Raw genomic sequence first — 18,460 nt, 5'->3', positions numbered from 1 at the left:
CCGAGCTCGGGCCGGGAGCACTGCGACAGCAGGACTCCCGGCCCGATCGTGCGGCACATTCTCGCGCACCAGCGCTGACCCTCCACGGTGAACTGGTCAGCCACGAACTGACATAATGTGCATTATCGGAGTATGAGGAGCGACCGGATCAGAGCACTGGTCGACGGCACGTGTCCGAGACGCCACGGGCGCCCATCACCCGCGGATCTGATCAGCTAAAGTCCGAGATGTCGCCGACCAAGCGCGTGTTGTCCGCCGGGATCGGCTCGACCGCCGCCAGCGCGACCTCGGCCGCGAACTCCTGCACGTTGTAGAGCTTGCCCGCCGACTCGCGCCGCGAGCTGATCGCACCCGGGTTCGAGCGCTCCAGCAGCGTCGCTGTGATGGTTCCCTCGATCATGTCGCCGGACACGACGACAAAGCCGATTCCGCGCTCCGCGAGCTCGCCGATCCGCTCGCGCAGGGCGTCCTCGCCGGCCCGCTTCGACAGGGCGACAGGCTCGTACTCCGGCATCGTCGGAGTCGTGTGGATGAAGTGCGCCTGGTGGCTCGTCACGAACACGACCCGTGAGCCCTCGCCGAGCAGCGGAAGAGCCGCGTCGAGCACGGCGAGCTGCGAGTCGCGATTGAGGACCATCGCGTAGTCCTCTCCTCTGTTGCTCTCCATGCCGCCGGAGGCGTTGAGCACCAGGATGTCGAGTCCGCCGTACTCCTGCTCGATGCGCGAGAAGAGCTGGGCGCGCGAGTCGGCGTCGGTGAGGTCGGCGCCGACCGCGATGGCGCTGCCGCCGGCCTCGACGATCTGCGCGACGAGCTTGTCGGCCCGGGGCGCCTTCGAGCGGTAGTTGACGACGACGCGGGCTCCTGCCTCGGCGAAGTAGCGGACCGTGTCGGCGCCGATGCCACGGGACGATCCGGTGACGAGGGCGCGCGTGCCGTCGAGGGAACCGGGTGCGAGGGGATTGGACACGAGGTATTCCTCCAGGACGCCGACTCGGGGCCGGATCGGGCACGATAACGGGCCGCGGCCCGACCCCGAAGCCTACCAACCGCCCCGAGGCCACGGAGCACACTCCGCTCTCAGGCCCTGTCCGGGGGGTGTTGCTAGCCTGCAACTGCTCGTCGAGGGGAAGGAGCAGACAGCATGGACGCTGTCACCCAGTACGCGTGGATCCTCTGGCTCGCGCTGATCCTCATCTTCGTGATCATCGAGATGATCACCCTCGAGTTCACCTTCCTGATGCTGGCCGTCGGCAGCATCGGCGGCTTGCTCGTCGGCCTGGTCGGAGCTCCCTTCTGGATCCAGGTCCCCGTTGCTGCAATCCTCGCCGCGCTGCTGTTATTCACCGTGCGCCCTCCCCTTCTGCGCCTCCTCAAACGCGGAGGAGATCCCACCCCCAGCGGTGCGGACGCCCTCCTCGGCTTGGCCGGCAGCGTCGTCATCGCCGGCCCCGGCGCCGGCCAGGTCAAGCTCGCCAACGGCGAGACGTGGACCGTCCGTCTGTCCCCGCTCGTCCAGGACCGCACACTCGGAGTCGGCGAGAGAGTCGTCGTCACCGCCATCGAGGGCGCGACCGCGGTCGTCGTCCCCGCCGAAAGGAGCACTTCGTGACACCCTCCTCCGTGGTGACGCTCGTCATCGTCGCTGCCGTCGTCCTCTTCGCGCTGGTCGTCCTGTTCCGGGCGGTCCGCATCATCCCTCAGGCCACCGCCGGTGTGCTTGAGCGGCTGGGCAAGTACCACAAGACTCTGCTGCCCGGCCTGAACCTCGTGGTGCCGTTCGTCGACCGGGTCCGCCCCCTGATCGACCTCCGCGAGCAGGTTGTCTCGTTCCCGCCGCAGCCCGTGATTACCGAGGACAATCTGGTGGTCTCGATCGACACGGTCGTCTACTTCCAGGTGACGGACGCGCGGGCCGCGACCTACGAGATCGCGAACTACCTCGGCGCGGTCGAGCAATTGACCACCACCACCCTCCGCAACGTTGTCGGCGGCCTGAACCTCGAGGAGGCACTGACCTCCCGCGACAACATCAACGGCCAGCTGCGCATCGTCCTCGACGAGGCCACTGGTAAGTGGGGCATCCGGGTCGGACGCGTCGAGCTCAAGGCCATCGATCCGCCCCTCTCCATTCAGGACTCGATGGAGAAGCAGATGCGCGCCGAGCGCGACCGTCGCGCCGTGATCCTCACCGCTGAGGGCACGAAGCAGTCCCAGATCCTCAACGCGGAGGGACAGCGCCAGGCCGCCATCCTCGCAGCGGAGGGGCAGGCGAAAGCCGCGGTGCTGCGAGCCGAGGGTGAGGCGAAGGCGATCACGACGGTGTTTCACGCGATTCACGAGGGTCGCCCGGACAGCGAGCTCCTCGCCTACCAGTACCTTCAGACGCTGCCCAAGATTGCCGAGGGCAGTGCGAACAAGCTCTGGGTCATTCCGAGCGAGCTCACGGAGGCGCTCAAGGGCATCGGAGGCGCGCTGGGCCAGCGTGGCCAGGCCGCCCCCGCGGTCCGGCCCCAGGACTCGCCGCAGGCGGGATCCGCGCCCACTCCCCCGCCGCCCGCCGTCTGATCCGCGCGAAGAGCCCGCAATGCGCGCACCCGTGCGTCCCCTCGTCCTCAGCGGACCGACGCCCCGGGTGCTCGCGCATCGCGGATGTGGTCCGCCCGCCGAGGGCAACACGATTGCCGCCTTCGAGCGGGCTCTCGCCGCCGGCGCCGATCTGCTGGAGACCGACGCACGCGCCTCTCTCGAGCAGGCCCTCGCCTCCCTCCCCCATGCGCGCTTCAGCATCGACGTGAAGGCGGGCGACGCGGTCGTGCCGGTCGTCGCTGCAATCATGGGCGCCTCCGCCGCACGCCCTCCGTGGCATCGACGCGCTCCACGTGCCCGAGACCGCGGTCGGTTTGCGGGTCGCCCGACCGCGGATTCTCTCCCGGCTGCGGGCGACCGGCTGCGACATCCACCTTTGGACGATCAACGATCCAGAGCGGATGAGAGAACTCCTCGCACTCGGAGTCGACGCCCTCGTGACCGACCGCACCGACCTCGCCCGAGCGGCCGTCGACACGCTCTCCGAAGCCACCCGCTCGCGGGCCGCCTGAGCCGTCGATTATGCCTCCGACCTGAGGATTCTCTGGCAAAGGCAGGGACGGGAAGACCACCTCCAGCTACGACGTTGACACTGGGGAATCACAGCGAGAGGAGACCACACAATGGCAGATCGAAGCTTGCGAGGAATGCGGCTCGGATCCCAGAGCCTGCAGAGCGAAGAAGGCGTCGTCTTCTCCGCGCGATCGACCTACGAATACCACTGCGCGAACTGCGGCCACGACACCGACATGGTGTTCTCGGCCGACGCGGAAGCGCCAGAGACCTGGGAGTGCCGTTCCTGCGGCCACGAGGCCACTCTGATGGTGGACTCGAAGCCGGTCGTCGTGGACAAGGGCGAGCAAAAAGTTCCGCGCACCCACTGGGACATGCTGCTCGAGCGGCGCACCCGTGCAGAGCTGGAGGAGCTGCTCGAGGAGCGGCTCGCCTACCTGCGGGCCCGGCGCGGCGAGCACAAGATCGGCGCCTAGCGCCGCTCAGCGGGAACGGCGGAGCGTCTCGCGAGTCCTGAGGACGAACGAGACCATGCCGACGAGACCAGCGGCCAGGAAGTACCAGCCCAGGTTTCGAGCCCACACCAGAGCCGGGGTCGTGGTGGAGGCGAGGGGAACCTCGTCCACCATGACACCCGGCTCGAACCATGTCAGAGAGTCGATCGTTGTGCCGTCCGGACCGATGATCGCGCTCGTCCCGACGGTCGAGATGTTGACCACGCTCCGCCCGGTCTCGATGGCGCGCAGGCGTGCGATCGCCAGCTGCTGGACGCTCTCGTCGGTCCGGCCGAAGTCGGCGTTGTTGGTCTGTCCGAGGATGACCTGCGCACCCCCGTCGACCATCGCGTTCGTCAGCGCGTCGTCCGAAATGTCGAAGCAGATCGCGATACCGGCGAGCACGCCGTTCACATCGAAGACGTTGGGCCGGGTGCCGATCGAGTAGTCGCGGCTCACCAGGTCGACCAGGTCGGGTGCGAACATCCGCCAGAACGCTCGGTCCGGCATGTACTCGGCGAAGGGGACCGGGTGCACCTTGTCGTACACCTGGGTGGCACCCTCCCCCGCCTTCCAGAGCAGCGAGCTGTTGTAGAAGACGTTGTCGGAGGGAGTGGTGATGGTGCCGATGATGAACGGCGCGTCCATCGTCCGGCTGAGGTAGTCGAGCACGGCGGCGGACTGGCGGTTGCGAGTCGGGTCGATGTCGACTCCGTTCTCGGGCCACACCACCATGTCGACGTCCTGGTCGAGGATCGGCAACGTCGCGGAAGTGTGATCCTCGAGGATCTGACCGCGATAGCTCTGCGAGAACAGCCCCGCGTCGGAGTCTCCCTGGACGGCGGCAATTCGCGTGGTGCCCTCGGTCGGCGCGGGCCAGGCGGGGAACACCAGAGCGACGATCGCGAAGCCCGCGACCGCACTCACCCGTGCGGGAGCCGGGACGGAGACCTCCCGGACCGCCTGCGCGAGCACGGCGGCGAGGAACGCCACCACGAAGCCCAGGCCGGCGAAGCCGATCCACGCCGCGAGACCAGCGAGCGGGCCGAGGGACTGCGAGATCGCCAGCCGTCCCCAGGAGAACCCTCCGTACGGCCAGACGTTCGTGGTCGTCTCCCGCCCGATCCAGAGCGCGGCGAGCAGGGCGGGGAGGCCGACCATGCGGCCGAGCGGACCCGTCCAGACGCGGTGGCCGCGCGTCGAGACGACCGCCATGAGCCCCGCAGCGAGAGCGAAGAAGATCGCCTGCAGGCCGGCGAGAGCCGCCCACGGAACAGGTCCGAGGTAGAGGGTCAGCCATTCGATGTGGACACCCCAGAAGACGGCGCCGCCGACGAGGCCGACGAGGGCGCCGCTCCAGAAGCCGCGTCCCGCCAGGGCGAAGAGGATAGCCGCCGTACCCGCGATGGCGAGCGGCCAGATATCCGAGTCGGGGAAGCCGCGATCGAGCACGGCGCCGCCGAGGGCCGCGAGGGGCAACGCCACCCACAGGGGAACGGTCCGCCCGTCGGGCGGAGGGCCGACCGGCTTCATGCGACGGTCGAGTAGGCGACGATGCCGCGGCGCACGAGGTCGAGGGCGGTGCGCGCGGCGCGGCCGACTTTCCCCTCGGCGACGACCGACAGCTGGTCGAGCAGGTCGATGGTCTGCTTGGCCCAGCGGACGAAGTCGCCGGCCGCCATGTCGGATTCGCGCAGCACCATGTCGAGCGGCATCCCCTTGGCCCACATGTTCATCGAGAGCGCGAGACTCGTCGACATCGGGTTGCTGCCGGGCAGCCGGTGCTCGCGCTCGACATCGTCGAGGCGGGCCCAGAGCAGCTGCGTCTTCTCGAGTGCCTCCGGGAACGCGCCACGAGGCAGGAAGCGCTCACCGAGCGTCCCCTCCTCGCGCCGCGGCTCGAAGACGAGGCAGCACGCCATCGCCGCGAGTCCGGCGGGGTCGAGCTCGATCCACGCCTGCTTGCGAAGGCACTCCGCGACGAGCAGATCGCGCTCACCGTAGATCCGACGCAGTGTCCGTCCGTTGGGAGTCAGGGAGAGTTCGCCGACCTCGTCGCGGCGGAAGTACCCGAGCTCGAGCAGGACCTCGGTGATGTGATCGAAGATGCGGGCGACGGCTCCGGTGCGCGAGCGGATCTGACGCTCGATCTCGTCTGTCTCGCGGCGCAGCTTCCACCAGCGCTCGGCCCAGCGGGCGTGCTGCTCGCGGTCGGAGCAGGCATGGCACGGGTGTGCCTTCATCCGCCGCCGTAGACTCGTCAGCTGTCCCTGCCGCTTCTCGCGCTCGGCGTGCGAGGCCGACTCGCCGCGCACCGCTCCCCTGCGCTCGAGGTCCCCGATCTCTCGGCGGATCGCCGCGTACTGCTCGAAGTCGCCCAGGTGACACTGCATCGCCGCGACGTAGCCCGCCATCGACTCCTCCTGCTGGCGGACCCGACGGGCGAGGTCGACCACGGAGCGATCGGCCTGGAACTGCGCGAACGACGACTCGAGGATCTCGCGCGTGCGCACTCGGCCGAACTGCTCGATCAAATTCGCGGCCATGTTGTAGCTGGGGCGAAAGCTGGAATTGAGCGGATAGGTCCGCCGCGAGGCGAGGGAGGCGACCGCCTGGGGGTCCATCCCGCCTCGCCACTGAATGACGGAGTGGCCCTCCACGTCGATCCCGCGCCGCCCCGCGCGACCGGTGAGCTGGGTGTACTCCCCCGGAGTGATCGGCACGCGCGCCTCGCCGTTGAACTTCTCGAGCTTCTCGAGGACCACGGTGCGGGCCGGCATGTTGATGCCGAGAGCGAGCGTCTCGGTCGCGAAGACCACGCGCACGAGTCGGCGCAGGAAGAGTTCCTCGACGACCTCCTTGAAGGCGGGGAGCATGCCGGCGTGGTGCGCCGCGACTCCGCGCTGCAGACCGTCGAGCCACTCCCAGTAGCCCAAGACGGCGAGGTCCTCGTCGCGGATGGTCCGGCAGCGTTCCTCGACGATGGCGCGGATCTCGTCGCGCTCGTGCCGCTCAGTGAGGCGCACGCCCGAGCGCAGCACCTGGCGGACGGCCTGGTCGCAGCCGGCCCGGCTGAAGACGAAGAAGATCGCCGGGAGGAGATTCTTGCCACGGAGGATGTCGACGACCTCCGAGCGCAGCACCAGCTCCTCGCTGCGTTGCTCCGGGACGCGGCCACGACCGCCCCGCCCACCGCGGCCGCTGCGCCCACCGCGCTCGACGCGCGAGCCGCCCTGAGCCATCCGAGCGAGCTCCGGGTTCACCCGGTTGGTCGCCGCCCGGCCTGAGGAGTCGAAGAGGTCGACGAGCTTGCCGCCCACGAGGACGTGCTGGTCGAGCGGCACGGGCCGCTCCTCCGAAACGATCACCTCGGTCTCACCGCGGACGGTCTGCAGCCAGTCGCCGAACTCCTCGGCGTTCGACACGGTCGCGCTGAGCGAGACCAGCCGCACGCGCTGCGGAAGGTGAATGATCACCTCCTCCCAGACGGCGCCGCGGAAGCGGTCGGCGAGATAGTGCACCTCGTCCATCACCACGTAGGCGAGATCGCGCAGGAGGTCGGAGTCGGCGTAGAGCATGTTCCGCAGAACTTCGGTCGTCATGACGACGATCCGAGCGCGCGAGTTGACGTTGGAGTCACCGGTGAGCAGGCCCACTTCGGACGCCCCGTAGTCCTCGACGAACTCCTGGAACTTTTGGTTGCTCAGCGCCTTCATCGGCGTCGTATAGAAGACCTTGGCCGTCGGATCCTGCATGGCGAGGTGGATCGCGAATTCGGCCACGGCCGTCTTGCCGGCACCGGTGGGTGCCGCGACGAGGACGCTGTGGCCGTCGTCGAGAGCGCTGCACGCCTCGTACTGGAAGGGGTCGAGGTCGAACGCGAGGGTCGAGCGGAACGCTTCGACCCTCGCGTGACCCTGGCGCGTGCGGAACGCGGCGAACCGCTCGGCGGGAGACGGTTCGGTCACGCGGGCAGGTCGGAGGGACTACCGTCGAACACCAGCTGGCGCTTGGCGGCGCGCCGGTCGTGCAGGATCGCGATCCCGCACGCGAGGAAGAACAGGACAATGATCGGGATGGCCAGGAGGAACATCGAGATCGGGTCGGCGGCCGGCGTCGCGATCGCCGTGAAGAGCACGATCGCCATGATCGCCAAGCGCCACGACTTCAGGATCAGCATGCCGGGGAGCACGCCGAGGAAGTTGAGCAGCACGAGGAATACCGGCAGCACGAAAGCGATGCCGACGACGAGGACCAGCTTGAGCACGAACTCGTAGTAGATCTTCGCGTCGAGGAAGCTCGCGGCGTCGGTACCGGTAAAGCTGGTCAGCAGCTCGACGATGTGCGGGAACACGAACCAGCCTGCCGCGCACCCCGCGAAGAACAGCGGGATGGCGGTCAGGATGAATCCCAGCCCGTACCGCATCTCTTTGCGGGTGAGGCCGGGCACGAGGAACGCCCAGATCTGGTAGAGCCAGACCGGGCTCGCCAGAACAATGCCCACCGTGAGGGCGATCTGGAGCCGAAGGTCGAAAGCGCCGGCGATGGTCGGGAAGTTGAGGATCGCCTCTTTGCCCTGGGTCGCGGCCACCTCGGAGATCGGAGCCTTGAGGGCCTCGAAGACCCACTCCGAGACGAACCATCCGACGACGCACGCGATGACGATGGCGATCGCCGACTTGAAGAGCCGATTGCGAAGCTCGACGAGATGTGCCCCGAGCGACATGCGCCCGTCGGTGTTCTTCGTCCGCTTCGTCCGTGGCTTCTTCGCTGCCACGGACGTCATTACTTGAGCGGGGACTCAGGCGGCGTGGTGGTGCCGGTTCCGGTGGTCGTCCCGGTGGACCCGGCGACAGTGCCGCTGGTTCCGTCGGTCGACTCACGGCGCTCGGTGCCGTCTTCGTCCTTCATGGTTTTGACCTCGCTCTTGAAGATCCGCATCGACTGCCCGACACTGCGGGCCAGCTGCGGGAGCTTGGGCGCACCGAACAGGAGGAGGATCACGGCGAGGATGATGAGGAGGTGCCACCCCTGGAGGCCAGCGAACATTGCAGACTCACTTCACTTGTCGGTTGCGGTGTACCAGGAGCTTACCCCGTTCGACCCTTTCCGACCGTCTGAGATCGATCCTGTCGCGCCGGGCGTCGCGGCGGCCCTCGCGAGCACGCCGCACGTCGTCGCGATCGGCGAACAGTGACGAGGGCGGCCGCGGCGGCAGATCGTCCGTCGCACCCGGGCTGAGGGTCTCGAGCTTCGCGGTCACCTCCGACAGCTGCCCGAGCAGGCGCTTTCCCTTGCGCCAGTAGGCCAGCGCGACGAACACGAGCATCGCGAGAGCACCCAGAACGAGCCCGACCCAGATCAGGATCCACGACCACCAGGTCACGACGACTCCTCCTCGTTCGCGGCGAGTGCGGCGGCCGCCCACTGCCTGACGGCGACGCGCGCCTCAGGGGGTGCCACCACGGTGACGAGTCCCGCCAACGACGCAACCAGCCGGGTCAGACCCTGCAAGTGGGCAACGCGCAGGCGCACCAGGACGCCCCGGTCCTCCTCCCCCGGCACCGGCTCGGGGAACTCGGCGTCGGCCGCGTAGTCACCCAGCAGCGCGACAGCGCTCGGCGCGACCCGCACATCCACGACCAGGTCCGATGCGGAGGCCTCGAACAGCCGCTCCGAGAGGGTGACCTCGTTGCGGCGGCGGACGATCGGCGTCGCTGTGTCGCGGAGCGAGCGCATCCGGTCGACGCGGAAGGTGCGGACGCCCTCGCGCAGGTGGTCCCACCCCCGCAGATACCAGTCCCGGTCCACGGACTCGAGGACGAAAGGGTCGACGAGCCGCGACTCCGTCTCACCGCGCGCGCTGCGGTAGTCGAAGGCGACCTGAGTCGCTGACGCCATCGCGGTGCGCAGAAGCGCCACCGCGCTGTCGGCGCCGGTACCGCGTGAAACAGCCACCGCGCTCGGGGCCGACGAGGCGCCGCGCGCGAGCTTGCCCATCAGTGAGGCGATCCGATCGTTCCCCTGGTTCTCCGGCAGCGCCGCGAGGTACTGCATCCCTGCGATGAGCGCGGCGGCTTCGCGCGCCGAGAACCGCGGCGAGTCGTCGATCGCGACCTGCTGGGTGAGGACGACGTGATCGTTCTCCTCGAAGTCGTCCCAGCTGATGTCGAAGAGGTCGTTCGCCTGGTACTGCGCTGTCTCGCCCGGGATCCCCGAGACGGCGATGAGGCGCACGGCGCGCCGCACCTCCTCCTGGGCGATCTCGAAGTGGGCGGCGACCTCGGCGACCGAGACCCGGCCGCGGTCGAGCAGGTAGGGCACGAGCGAGAGCAGGACGGCCAAGCGGTCACGGGCCTGCAGGGAGCGGGGTCTAGCCACGGGGGTCGCCTTCGTGATCGTCCAGGGTGCGTCGGAGGCGCTCGAGGACGCGCCGACGCAACTCTTCCGGCTCGAGAACGCGGACCTCGGGGCCGTGGCTGGCGAGCTCGTCGGCGAGCACGTCGGGGTCGGTGTAGTGCAGTCGCAGCAGGTCCTGCCCCTCGTCGGCGGCTTCGGCGCGTCCGCCCAGGCGAAGGGCAGCGTCGGAGTCGGGGGCAACCCGCAGGAGCGCGCTGTTGCGCAGGAGGATCTCGTCGAGCTGGGCGAGCGCCGTCGCCGCGTGAGCGCCGTCCGCCGGCGGAGAGAGGCGGCCGGTCGAAGCGACCGGTCCGACGATCCGGGAGAGGAGGAAGGTCCTGGTGCCCTCGGCGCCCTCATCCCAGCCGTGCAAGTGCCAGCGGCCCTGGTGATGGACCAGCGCGCGGGGCTGCACGGTGCGCACTCGCGGCTTGTCGCCTCCCGGCTTGAGGTAGGGGAAGCGGACGACCTGGCCGCGGTCCAGCGCGGCGTTCAGCGGCTCGAACGAGGCCTCGCGGACTCGGATCGAGGGGCTGATGCCGATGACGGGGTCAACCGACTCCACGCCGAGTGAGCGCAGCTTGATCAGCGCGCGCCGCGACTCCGCCGAGAGGGTACCCTCCCGCCACACGGCGCCGGCCAGACGCAGGAGGGCGAGTTCCTCCGGGTCGAAAGCGAGGTCGGCGGGGAGATCGTAGCTGCGCTTCGCGATGCGGTACCGGACGGTCTGCGTGTTGCCGGGATCGCCCGGAGCGTCGACCGTCTCGATCGGGATGCCCAGCTCGCGCAGGTCGTCCTTATCCCGCTCGAACTGACGCTCGAGCGACGTACGGTCACCTCGTCCCGAGCGCTGGCGGTAGCCCTGCACAGTGGAAAGCACATCGGCCTTCGTCAATCCGTTCTCGGCCGCGACGAGCGCGAGCACGAGGTTGAACAGACGCTCCTCGGCCGGAACGCGGCTCGATGGCGGGGCGTCGGCAGGCACGCTCTCCAGTCTAGGGGCGGGTCCGGTCAGACCTTTCCGAGGATGTCGGCGACGAAGATCAGCGTGGCGCCGCCGGGGATACCGCCCTGGGGCGAGCCCTGGTCGCCGTAGCCCTGTTCCGGCGGGATCACCGCGATGACCTGCGAGCCGACGGGCTGGCCGATGAGTGCCTTCGCGAATCCGGCGATCACTCCGCCCTGGGTCGTCGATCCGTCGGCCGCGGTGAACACCGTGGGCGCGCCCTTCTCCCAACTGGAGTCGAACACCTTCCCGTCGCTCCACTGCCAGCCGGTGTAGGCCACCACGACCTGGTCGCCCTCTGCGACTACGTCGCCGTCGCCCTTCTTGAGCTGCGCGATGCGCAGGTCGGTCGGAGCGCTACCGGAGGGTTTCGCCAGGCCGGGGCGTCCGTCGTTGCCGAGGGTCACGATGGGGAAGCCGTCGGGGACGGGCTGGGCGGAGCCGTTCGCGCGGGCGAGCGACGCCTCGCGGACGTCAGCGACGAGCACGAGGGTGTCATCGGCAGAAATGCCCAGCTGGGAGGCCGCCTGACCGAAGCCGTCCTCGGGGGCGATCGCGATGGCCACCCTTGAGCCGACCCGGGTGCAGAGCAGACCCTCGTTGAGGCCGGCGAGTCCGGCCCCGCCGACACCGAAGCGCGCGGTGCTCGACCCGTCGTAGGGCGAGGTCTCGAGGACGGTGCCGTCCGCTCCGTTGACCAGGGTGTAGTCGATGGTGACCAGCTGGCCCTTCTCGAGGGGAGCACCGGAGCCCTTGATCAGCGTGCTGACCTGGGTGCCGTCGGCCTTCAGCGGCGACGGCACACTGACGTCCGGCTTCACGCCGAAGTCGCCCGTGGCCCTGACCGCGGCCGACGAGTCGCCGGAGGAGAACGGAGCGTCGCAGTCCGCTGTCGAGGAGGACGCGGTGCATCCGGTGAGAGCGGCGACGATTCCGATGCCTGCGATGAGCGCGGTGGTCCTGCGCACGAGTCCTCGATTCGAGAGAAGGGGAGCGGTGACATCCCGAGTAGTGACGCTCCGAGTGGAGTCGGCCCGGAGGCCGGGAACAGCTTAGAGGATGCCCTCGTCGTCGGGCTCCGCAGGGTCCTCGCCGAAGCCGCGGGCGCGGGAGAGCTCAGCGCTGGTGGCTGCCTCCCGGACCCGCTTGCGCAGGCTCTTCTGGCTGACGGCCCGTTCGCCGAGCGCGCCGGGGGTCCAGGCCTCCACGTCCTCGTCGCTGAAGTCCGTCTTCGACGGGCGCCGCTTGAGCTCGGGCAACACGGTATCCGGAGCGAGGCGGCGGGCCGTGATGAGGAAACCGGTGTGGCCGATCATCCGGTGGTCGGGGCGGACGGCCAGACCCTCGACGTGCCAGCCGCGGACCATCGTCTCGTTCGACGCCGGATTGGTGAACAGTCCCGCCGCGCGGATCGCCTCGGCCGTCCGCGACAGCTGAGTGACGGTGGCCACGTAGCACAGGAGCACTCCCCCGGGCGTGAGGGCCTCGGCAGCAACGTCCAGGCACTCCCACGGGGCGAGCATGTCCAGCACGACACGGTCGGCCTCACCGGCGGGAACAGTCTCGGGCAGCGCCTCGACAAGGTCACCGACCGTGACGCTCCAGTTCTCGGGCGCGTAGCCGAGGAAGGTCTCGATGTTCGCGCGGGCGACGTCGGCGAACTCCTCGCGCCGTTCGAACGAGGCGAGCCGACCTGTCGGCCCGACCGCCCGGAGCAGCCACAGGGAGAGCGCGCCGGAGCCAACGCCCGCCTCGACCACGCGGGCGCCGGGGAAGACGTCGGCGAGCGCGAGGATCTGCGCGGCGTCCTTCGGGTAGACGATCGCCGCTCCCCGGGGCATCGACATCACGAAGTCGGCGAGGAGCGGGCGAAGCGCGAGGTGCTCCACTCCGACCGTGTTGGTCACGACGGAGCCATCGGGCAGCCCGATGACGGTGTCGTGCTCGATGCCGCCGCGGTGGGTGTGGAACACCGCGCCCGGGACGAGCGTGATGGTGTTCATCCGCCCCTTCGGCCCGGTCAGCTGGACTCGGTCACCTGCGCGGAAGGGGCCGGAATGCTGAAGTGCTTCACCGGTCATCGGCGGGCCCCCGTCTCGGTCGGAGCCGGGCCGGCACCGCGGTGCTCGGAGAACACCCTCGTGAGATCCGCGACGGTGCGGCCCGCAAGGGTGGGCCAGAGGGCGTAGGGGGCGGTGGGGTCCAGTTCGAGCTGGTGCGGGACGCCGACGACGGCGGCTCCGGAGGCGACGGCGGCGCTGAGGCCGGTGAGCGAGTCCTCGATCGCGACGCACGCGGTGATGTCGACTCCGAGCGTGCTCGCGGCGAGGAGGTAGGCCTCCGGGTCGGGCTTGCTGCGTTCGACCATGTCGCCGCTGACGACGGCCGCGAAGGCGACGAACGGGATCCGGTCGACAACGGCGGCGGCCATCCGCGAGATCGACATCGTGACCAGGGCCTGCGGGACACCCGCGTCCGCGACGGCGCGGAGGAGTTCCAGGGCTCCCGGCCGCCACGGAATACTCACGGCGAGCTGCGCGATCACCTCGTCGGTCATCCGGTCGATGATCGCGTCGACGGAGAGGTCGACGCCCTTGCTCTGCAGGATTCGAGCGGCGTCCGGCAGACCGGAGCCGACGAGGCCCATCGCGTCCTCGTGCGTCCACACTCCGCCGAACGACGAGACCAGAGCGTGCTCGGACGCCATCCAGTAGGGCTCAGTGTCGACGAGTGTGCCGTCCATGTCCCACAGGACGGCGGCGAGAGCGCCGACCTCCTCGAGCGGCTCGAAGGGTAGCGGCCGGGCAGAGGTCTCGGGAGTCACGAGCGTCTATGGTACCGGCAGCGCGTTCGCCTCCCCGGGCCGAGAACTCAGGACCGACTCTCGCCCGCGGAGTGATGTGCGAGCCGAGAGCGAACAGCGCGGCCGATCCCAGCGGCCGGGACAGGCGAGGGTGAAGGCGGGTCCTATCCTGGACCGACGGGGCAGGCGCGATGTGCGCTTCCCGGACATCGAGCCGAACGCGGAGATCCTGCCTATGAACGTGATCACGGGGAACGTCCTGGTCGTGGCCTTCGAGGGCTGGAACGACGCCGGCGACGCTGCGAGTGGCGCGCTGAGGCTCGTCAAGGACGCCGGGGAGTACGTGCCCCTCTTCGCCGTCGACGCCGAGCAGTACTACGACTTCCAGTACACCCGCCCCCTGCTCTCCATCGGGGAGGACGGTCGTCGCAGTCTTTCCTGGCCCGGCACGCAGATCTTCGGCCCCGCCGAGACCTCTGTCGACGCCGAGAGCGCCCTCTATTTGATGATCGGCACCGAGCCCTCGCGCAGCTGGAAGAGTTTCGCCGCAGAGGTGGTCGACGCGATGCTCGCGATCGACATCTCGGCGGTGGTCTTCCTCGGCGCGATGCTCGCGGATGTCCCGCACACCCGCCCGATCTCGATCTTCGCGTCGAGCGAAAACGGCGAACTGCGCAACTCGTTCGAACTCGAACGCTCCAGCTACGAAGGTCCGGTCGGCATTCTCAGCGTGATCGGCGAGGCCGCGCAGAAGGTGGGGATTCCGGCCGTGTCGATCTGGGCGTCCGTCCCGCACTACGTGCACAACGCTCCTTCGCCCAAGGCCATGCTGGCGCTGCTCGAGAAGCTCGAGGAGGTCGTCGGCCTGGCGATTCCCCGCGGGGACCTGGTCGAAGAGGCGGAGGAGTGGGAACGCGGCATCGACGCTCTCGCCGCCGACGACGAGGAGATGGCCGCCTACATCGCCCAGCTGGAGCAGGCACGCGATACGGTCGACTCCCCCGAGGCCAGCGGCGAGGCGATCGCGCAGGAGTTCGAGCGCTACCTCCGTCGCCGCGGCGACGGCCGGTCCGGCGAGGAGCCCTGGCGTCCCTAGTCTGCGCTGGTCCACCGGAGTAGCCGAGGGCTTTTCGCGCGCTCAGGCCGGGCGGACGCCGAGGAGGGCGTCGAGGGCGTCGCGCAGGAGCGACGGATCGTCCACTCCGTCCGCCAGCGCGGCGTCGACGACGGACAGCGCTCCCGGAGTGTCCAGATCCTCGGCCAGCACCTCGCGCAGACGCGCGAGCACCTCCAGGGCTGAGCGCGGGCCCTCGCCGGAGAGCGCCGCCTCCCACTGGGCCAGGCGAGCCTCGGCCGTCGGCAGGTCCTCGGGTAGCCACTCCCAGTCGGAGCGGTAGTGGTGCGCGAGCAGTGCGAGGCGGATCGCGCGCGGGTCCACTCCTTCGCTGCGCAGGCGAGAGACCAGCACCAGGTTGCCCAGCGACTTGCTCATCTTCTCGCCCTGGTAGGACACCATCCCGGCGTGCGCGTAGGCGCGGGCCAGCGGGCGACCGGACAGCGAGGCCGCATGGCCGGCGCTGAATTCGTGGTGCGGGAAGATGAGGTCGCTTCCGCCGCCCTGCAGGGTGAAGTCGGGACCGAGGCGGTCCAGCGCGATCACCGAGCACTCGATGTGCCAGCCCGGGCGCCCCCGGCCGACCTCGGCGTCCCAGGCGGGCTCGCCGGCACGTTCGGCGCGCCAGAGCAGCGGATCCAGGGGATCGCGCTTGCCGACGCGCTCCGGGTCGCCGCCGCGCTGGGCCGAGAACCGAGCCATCGACTCCGCGTCGAGGCCGCTCTCGCTGCCCAGGTGCCAGACGGCGCTCTCGGCTGCGGCGATGTCGTAGTAGAGGTCGCTCGCACCGTCCGCGGCCGCATCCCCAGCCGGGACGCGGTAGGCGACGCCGTCGCGCTCCAGTCGAGCGACCGCCTCCGCGATCGGAGCCACTGTCTCGGTGACGCCCACGTAGTGCTGGGGAGGCAGCACGCGCAGCGCCGCCATGTCGCCGCGGAACAGCTCGACCTGCTCCTCGGCCAGCTCGCGCCAGTTCACACCCGTGGCATTCGCCCGCTCGAGCAGCGGGTCGTCGACGTCAGTGACGTTCTGCGCGTACTCGACGGTGTACCCGGCGTCGAGCCAGACGCGCTGCACCGTGTCGAAGGCGAGGTAGGTGGCGGCGTGGCCGAGATGGGTCGCGTCGTAGGGGGTGATGCCGCAGACGTACAGGCCCGCCACTCCGGTCGGCGCAGCGAGCTCGACGGGGCCCGCGGTGGCGGTGTCGTACAGGCGCGGGGCGCTGCCCCGGCCGGGCAGGGCGGGGACGTCGGTGGCAGTCCAGGCGCGCATCTACGCGGCGATGAGGCCGGTGCCGAGCGCGACCATCAGGACGACTCCGAGCACGATGCGGTAGATGACGAACGGGAGGAAGCTGCGGCGCGAGATGTAGCTCATGAAGAACGCGATGACAACGAAGCCGACCACGAACGCGACGATGGTCGCGACCAGGGTCTCGAGCCCGCCGACCTGGACTTGGTTCGGCAGCACCTCCGGGTCGCTGATGCTCTTGTACAGCTGGTAGAGCCCGCTGCCGAACACCGCCGGGATCGCGAGAAGGAAGGAGTATCGAGCCGCCGCTTTGCGCTCGTAGCCGAGGAAGAGGCCGGCGGTGATGGTGCCACCCGAGCGCGAAACACCCGGAATCAGGGCGAGCGCCTGCGCGCCTCCGAAGATCAGACCGTCGCGGACGCCGAGGTCGCGCAGGCGGCGCTTCTTCGCACCGACCGCGTCGGCGACGCCGAGCAGAATGCCGAAGAGGATCAGAGTGGTGGCGACGACCCAGAGCGAGCGGAGTGTCGTCTCGATCGCGTCCTGGAAGACGAGCCCGAGCACGATGATCGGGAGGCTGCCGAGGATGATGAGCCAGCCCATCCGCGCCTCGGGGTCGGTACGCGGGACCCGGCCGATGAGCGAACGCGCCCAGCCCGACACGATTCGCACGATATCGCGCCAGAAGTAGATGATGACCGCGGTCTCGGTGCCCAACTGCGTGATCGCGGTGAATGCGGCGCCGGTATCGCGCCCGCCGAGACCGGGCAGCAGCTCGCTGACGATCCGGAGGTGGGCGCTGGAGGAGATGGGGAGGAATTCGGTCAGACCCTGGACGAGTCCCAGGATCAGCGCGTCGAGCAGGCCCATGCGTCACTTTCGAAGAGGGCTGGGGCGTCGTCGGCCAGCAGGCGGTCGGAGTCGGTGGGTGCTGACCCTCGGAGCACCGTCAGGAACTCAGCAGGAGATCGGTCAGGACCTTCCTGCCAAACACTAGTGCGTCCAGTGGGACGCGCTCGTCGACCCCGTGGAACATCGCCGGGAAGTCCAGCGATGACGGGAGCTGGAGTGGCGCGAACCCGTATCCGGTGATCCCGAGTGTCGAGAGAGCCTTGTTGTCGGTGCCGCCCGAGAGCAGGTACGGGAGCACTTCGGCGCCCGGATCAAACCGCCGCAACGAGGCGGCCATGCTTTCGACGAGGGGGCCGGCGAAGGGGACCTCGAGCCCGATGTCGCGGTGCTGCACCAGGATCTCGACGTGCTCGCCCGCAAGGACCGTGAGGCGTTCGAGCACTGCGTCCTCCTCGCCCGGGAGGACGCGCACGTCGATCGTCGCCTCCGCCGTGTCCGGAATGACGTTGGCCTTGTAGCCGGCCGAGAGCATCGAGGGATTCGCGGTGGTGCGCAGCGTTGCCGCGATGAAGCGCGAGGCGGTGCCAGTGGCGAGCGCGAGCTCCTCCGGAGTGCTGCGCTGGGGGTCGTGGCCGAGGAGGCGCGCGACCTCGTCGAGCAGCTCGCGCGTGGTATCGGTCAGGCGGGTGGGCCACTCCTCACTGCCGATGCGGGCGATCGCCTGCGCCAGACGGGTGACGGCGTTCGTGGCGTTGATCTGCGAGCCGTGCCCGGCCGTGCCGTGCGCACGGAGCGTCAGCCACATCAGCGCCTTCTCCCCCGTCTGGACGAGGTAGGCGCGCTTGCCCGCGAGTTCGATCGAATAGCCGCCGACCTCGCTGATCGCCTCGGTCGCTCCGGCGAACAGCTCCGGCCGCTCACGCGCCAGGTAGCCCGAGCCCCGCACGCCGCCGGCCTCCTCGTCGGCGAAGAACGCGATGACGAGGTCGCGGGAGGGACGCCGGCCCTCGCGGAGGATGTCGCCGAGCGAGGCGAGAATCATCGCGTCCATGTTCTTCATGTCGACGGCGCCGCGGCCCCAGAGCATCCCGTCCTTGATCTCGCCGCCGAACGGATCGACGCTCCAATTGTCCGCGATGGCCGGCACCACGTCGAGGTGCCCGTGGACGACGAGGGCTCCGCGCTCGCGGTCCTCCCCCGTAACCCGCGCGACGACGCTGGTGCGTCCCGGGTCCGAGTCGATCAACTCCGGCTCGAGGCCGAGGTCGCGCAGCTTCGCCGCGACGTACTCGGCGGCAGGGCGCTCGGGCTCGGCCTTCCCGTCGCCGTAGTTGCTGGTGTCGAACCGGATGAGGTCGCGCGCGAGAAGCGCGGTCTCATCGAGGGTGGCGCCGGTCACGTCTGCACTGTCAGGCATGCCGGCAACGCTACCGGCGTGT

Annotated in this window: 19 protein-coding genes and 1 pseudogene; 6 read left to right on the top strand and 14 right to left on the bottom strand. The window is 69.5% G+C overall.

Annotation, left to right across the window (positions count from 1 at the left end):
* Nucleotides 1-211: 211 nt before the first annotated feature.
* Complete coding sequence (locus A6122_RS06835) at nt 212-970, bottom strand: SDR family oxidoreductase (RefSeq protein ID WP_068253092.1); 759 nt, start codon at nt 968-970, stop codon at nt 212-214.
* A gap of 174 nt (nt 971-1,144) precedes the next feature.
* On the opposite strand from A6122_RS06835, the gene A6122_RS06830 reads away from it, so the two are divergent.
* The 5 genes and pseudogenes from A6122_RS06830 to A6122_RS06815 all read left to right on the top strand — a co-directional run bounded on the left by A6122_RS06830 (nt 1,145) and on the right by A6122_RS06815 (nt 3,578).
* Nucleotides 1,145-1,612, top strand: a complete 468-nt coding sequence (locus A6122_RS06830) for an NfeD family protein (RefSeq protein ID WP_068253089.1) — start codon at nt 1,145-1,147, stop codon at nt 1,610-1,612.
* Nucleotides 1,609-2,568 carry an SPFH domain-containing protein gene (locus A6122_RS06825; protein ID WP_084415865.1) on the top strand — a complete coding sequence of 320 codons (960 nt, stop codon included), beginning with the start codon at nt 1,609-1,611 and terminating at the stop codon, nt 2,566-2,568. Before A6122_RS06830 ends, A6122_RS06825 begins: the two co-directional genes overlap by 4 nt.
* Nucleotides 2,569-2,587: 19 nt before the next feature.
* A pseudogene (locus tag A6122_RS17550) lies at nt 2,588-2,698 on the top strand (hypothetical protein); the annotation flags it as partial.
* Between the two features lie 184 nt (nt 2,699-2,882).
* Nucleotides 2,883-3,101 (top strand): glycerophosphodiester phosphodiesterase family protein, encoded by a 219-nt coding sequence (locus tag A6122_RS17255; protein WP_068253086.1) that lies wholly within the window; start codon nt 2,883-2,885, stop codon nt 3,099-3,101.
* 111 nt (nt 3,102-3,212) lie between these two features.
* A complete protein-coding gene (locus A6122_RS06815; protein WP_068253083.1) occupies nt 3,213-3,578 on the top strand; it encodes an RNA polymerase-binding protein RbpA in 366 nt (121 codons plus the stop codon).
* Between the two features lie 6 nt (nt 3,579-3,584).
* Here A6122_RS06815 and lnt read toward each other — a convergent pair whose 3' ends face one another.
* From lnt to A6122_RS06765, 10 genes are all read right to left on the bottom strand, one after another.
* On the bottom strand, nt 3,585-5,081 hold the full coding sequence (gene lnt / locus A6122_RS06810) for an apolipoprotein N-acyltransferase (protein ID WP_237358247.1): 1,497 nt from the start codon (nt 5,079-5,081) through the stop codon (nt 3,585-3,587).
* A gap of 44 nt (nt 5,082-5,125) precedes the next feature.
* Nucleotides 5,126-7,564: a DEAD/DEAH box helicase gene (locus A6122_RS06805; protein WP_068253080.1), complete on the bottom strand. Its 2,439-nt coding sequence runs from the start codon at nt 7,562-7,564 to the stop codon at nt 5,126-5,128.
* On the bottom strand, nt 7,561-8,382 hold the full coding sequence (gene tatC, locus A6122_RS06800) for a twin-arginine translocase subunit TatC (protein WP_373408347.1): 822 nt from the start codon (nt 8,380-8,382) through the stop codon (nt 7,561-7,563). Before tatC ends, A6122_RS06805 begins: the two co-directional genes overlap by 4 nt.
* The gene (gene tatA, locus A6122_RS06795; protein ID WP_068253077.1) at nt 8,382-8,645 is read right to left on the bottom strand and encodes a Sec-independent protein translocase subunit TatA; all 264 of its coding nucleotides are present in this window, start codon (nt 8,643-8,645) and stop codon (nt 8,382-8,384) included. The genes tatC and tatA overlap by 1 nt, the downstream gene beginning before the upstream one ends.
* Nucleotides 8,646-8,652: 7 nt before the next feature.
* Complete coding sequence (locus A6122_RS06790) at nt 8,653-8,982, bottom strand: hypothetical protein (protein ID WP_068253074.1); 330 nt, start codon at nt 8,980-8,982, stop codon at nt 8,653-8,655.
* Complete coding sequence (locus A6122_RS06785) at nt 8,979-9,977, bottom strand: helix-turn-helix transcriptional regulator (protein ID WP_068253072.1); 999 nt, start codon at nt 9,975-9,977, stop codon at nt 8,979-8,981. The genes A6122_RS06790 and A6122_RS06785 overlap by 4 nt, the downstream gene beginning before the upstream one ends.
* Entirely contained in the window at nt 9,970-10,980 is a 1,011-nt protein-coding gene (locus A6122_RS16960; RefSeq protein WP_068253069.1) for a helix-turn-helix transcriptional regulator, read from the bottom strand. Before A6122_RS16960 ends, A6122_RS06785 begins: the two co-directional genes overlap by 8 nt.
* A 26-nt stretch (nt 10,981-11,006) precedes the next feature.
* Nucleotides 11,007-11,969 carry an FKBP-type peptidyl-prolyl cis-trans isomerase gene (locus A6122_RS06775; protein WP_068253066.1) on the bottom strand — a complete coding sequence of 321 codons (963 nt, stop codon included), beginning with the start codon at nt 11,967-11,969 and terminating at the stop codon, nt 11,007-11,009.
* An 84-nt stretch (nt 11,970-12,053) separates the two neighbouring features.
* Entirely contained in the window at nt 12,054-13,082 is a 1,029-nt protein-coding gene (locus A6122_RS06770) for a tRNA (adenine-N1)-methyltransferase (RefSeq protein WP_068253063.1), read from the bottom strand.
* The gene (locus A6122_RS06765) at nt 13,079-13,753 is read right to left on the bottom strand and encodes an HAD family hydrolase (RefSeq protein WP_257722322.1); all 675 of its coding nucleotides are present in this window, start codon (nt 13,751-13,753) and stop codon (nt 13,079-13,081) included. The genes A6122_RS06770 and A6122_RS06765 overlap by 4 nt, the downstream gene beginning before the upstream one ends.
* A gap of 286 nt (nt 13,754-14,039) precedes the next feature.
* Here A6122_RS06765 and A6122_RS06760 point away from each other — a divergent pair, with 286 nt between their 5' ends.
* Nucleotides 14,040-14,900, top strand: a complete 861-nt coding sequence (locus A6122_RS06760) for a proteasome assembly chaperone family protein (protein WP_068257226.1) — start codon at nt 14,040-14,042, stop codon at nt 14,898-14,900.
* A 42-nt stretch (nt 14,901-14,942) separates the two neighbouring features.
* On the opposite strand, the gene mshC is transcribed toward A6122_RS06760, so the two are convergent.
* From mshC to A6122_RS06745, 3 genes are all read right to left on the bottom strand, one after another.
* A complete protein-coding gene (gene mshC / locus A6122_RS06755; RefSeq protein ID WP_068253060.1) occupies nt 14,943-16,190 on the bottom strand; it encodes a cysteine--1-D-myo-inosityl 2-amino-2-deoxy-alpha-D-glucopyranoside ligase in 1,248 nt (415 codons plus the stop codon).
* Nucleotides 16,191-17,039: an undecaprenyl-diphosphate phosphatase gene (locus A6122_RS06750; RefSeq protein WP_068253057.1), complete on the bottom strand. Its 849-nt coding sequence runs from the start codon at nt 17,037-17,039 to the stop codon at nt 16,191-16,193.
* Between the two features lie 79 nt (nt 17,040-17,118).
* Complete coding sequence (locus A6122_RS06745) at nt 17,119-18,438, bottom strand: M20/M25/M40 family metallo-hydrolase (RefSeq protein WP_068253054.1); 1,320 nt, start codon at nt 18,436-18,438, stop codon at nt 17,119-17,121.
* Nucleotides 18,439-18,460: the final 22 nt, after the last annotated feature.

The sequence above is a fragment of the Rathayibacter tritici genome, assembly GCF_001641005.1.
GTDB classification, from domain to species: domain Bacteria; phylum Actinomycetota; class Actinomycetes; order Actinomycetales; family Microbacteriaceae; genus Rathayibacter; species Rathayibacter tritici.
Note: the sequence above shows the minus strand (reverse complement) of the source record. Positions and strands in the feature narration are given on the sequence as shown.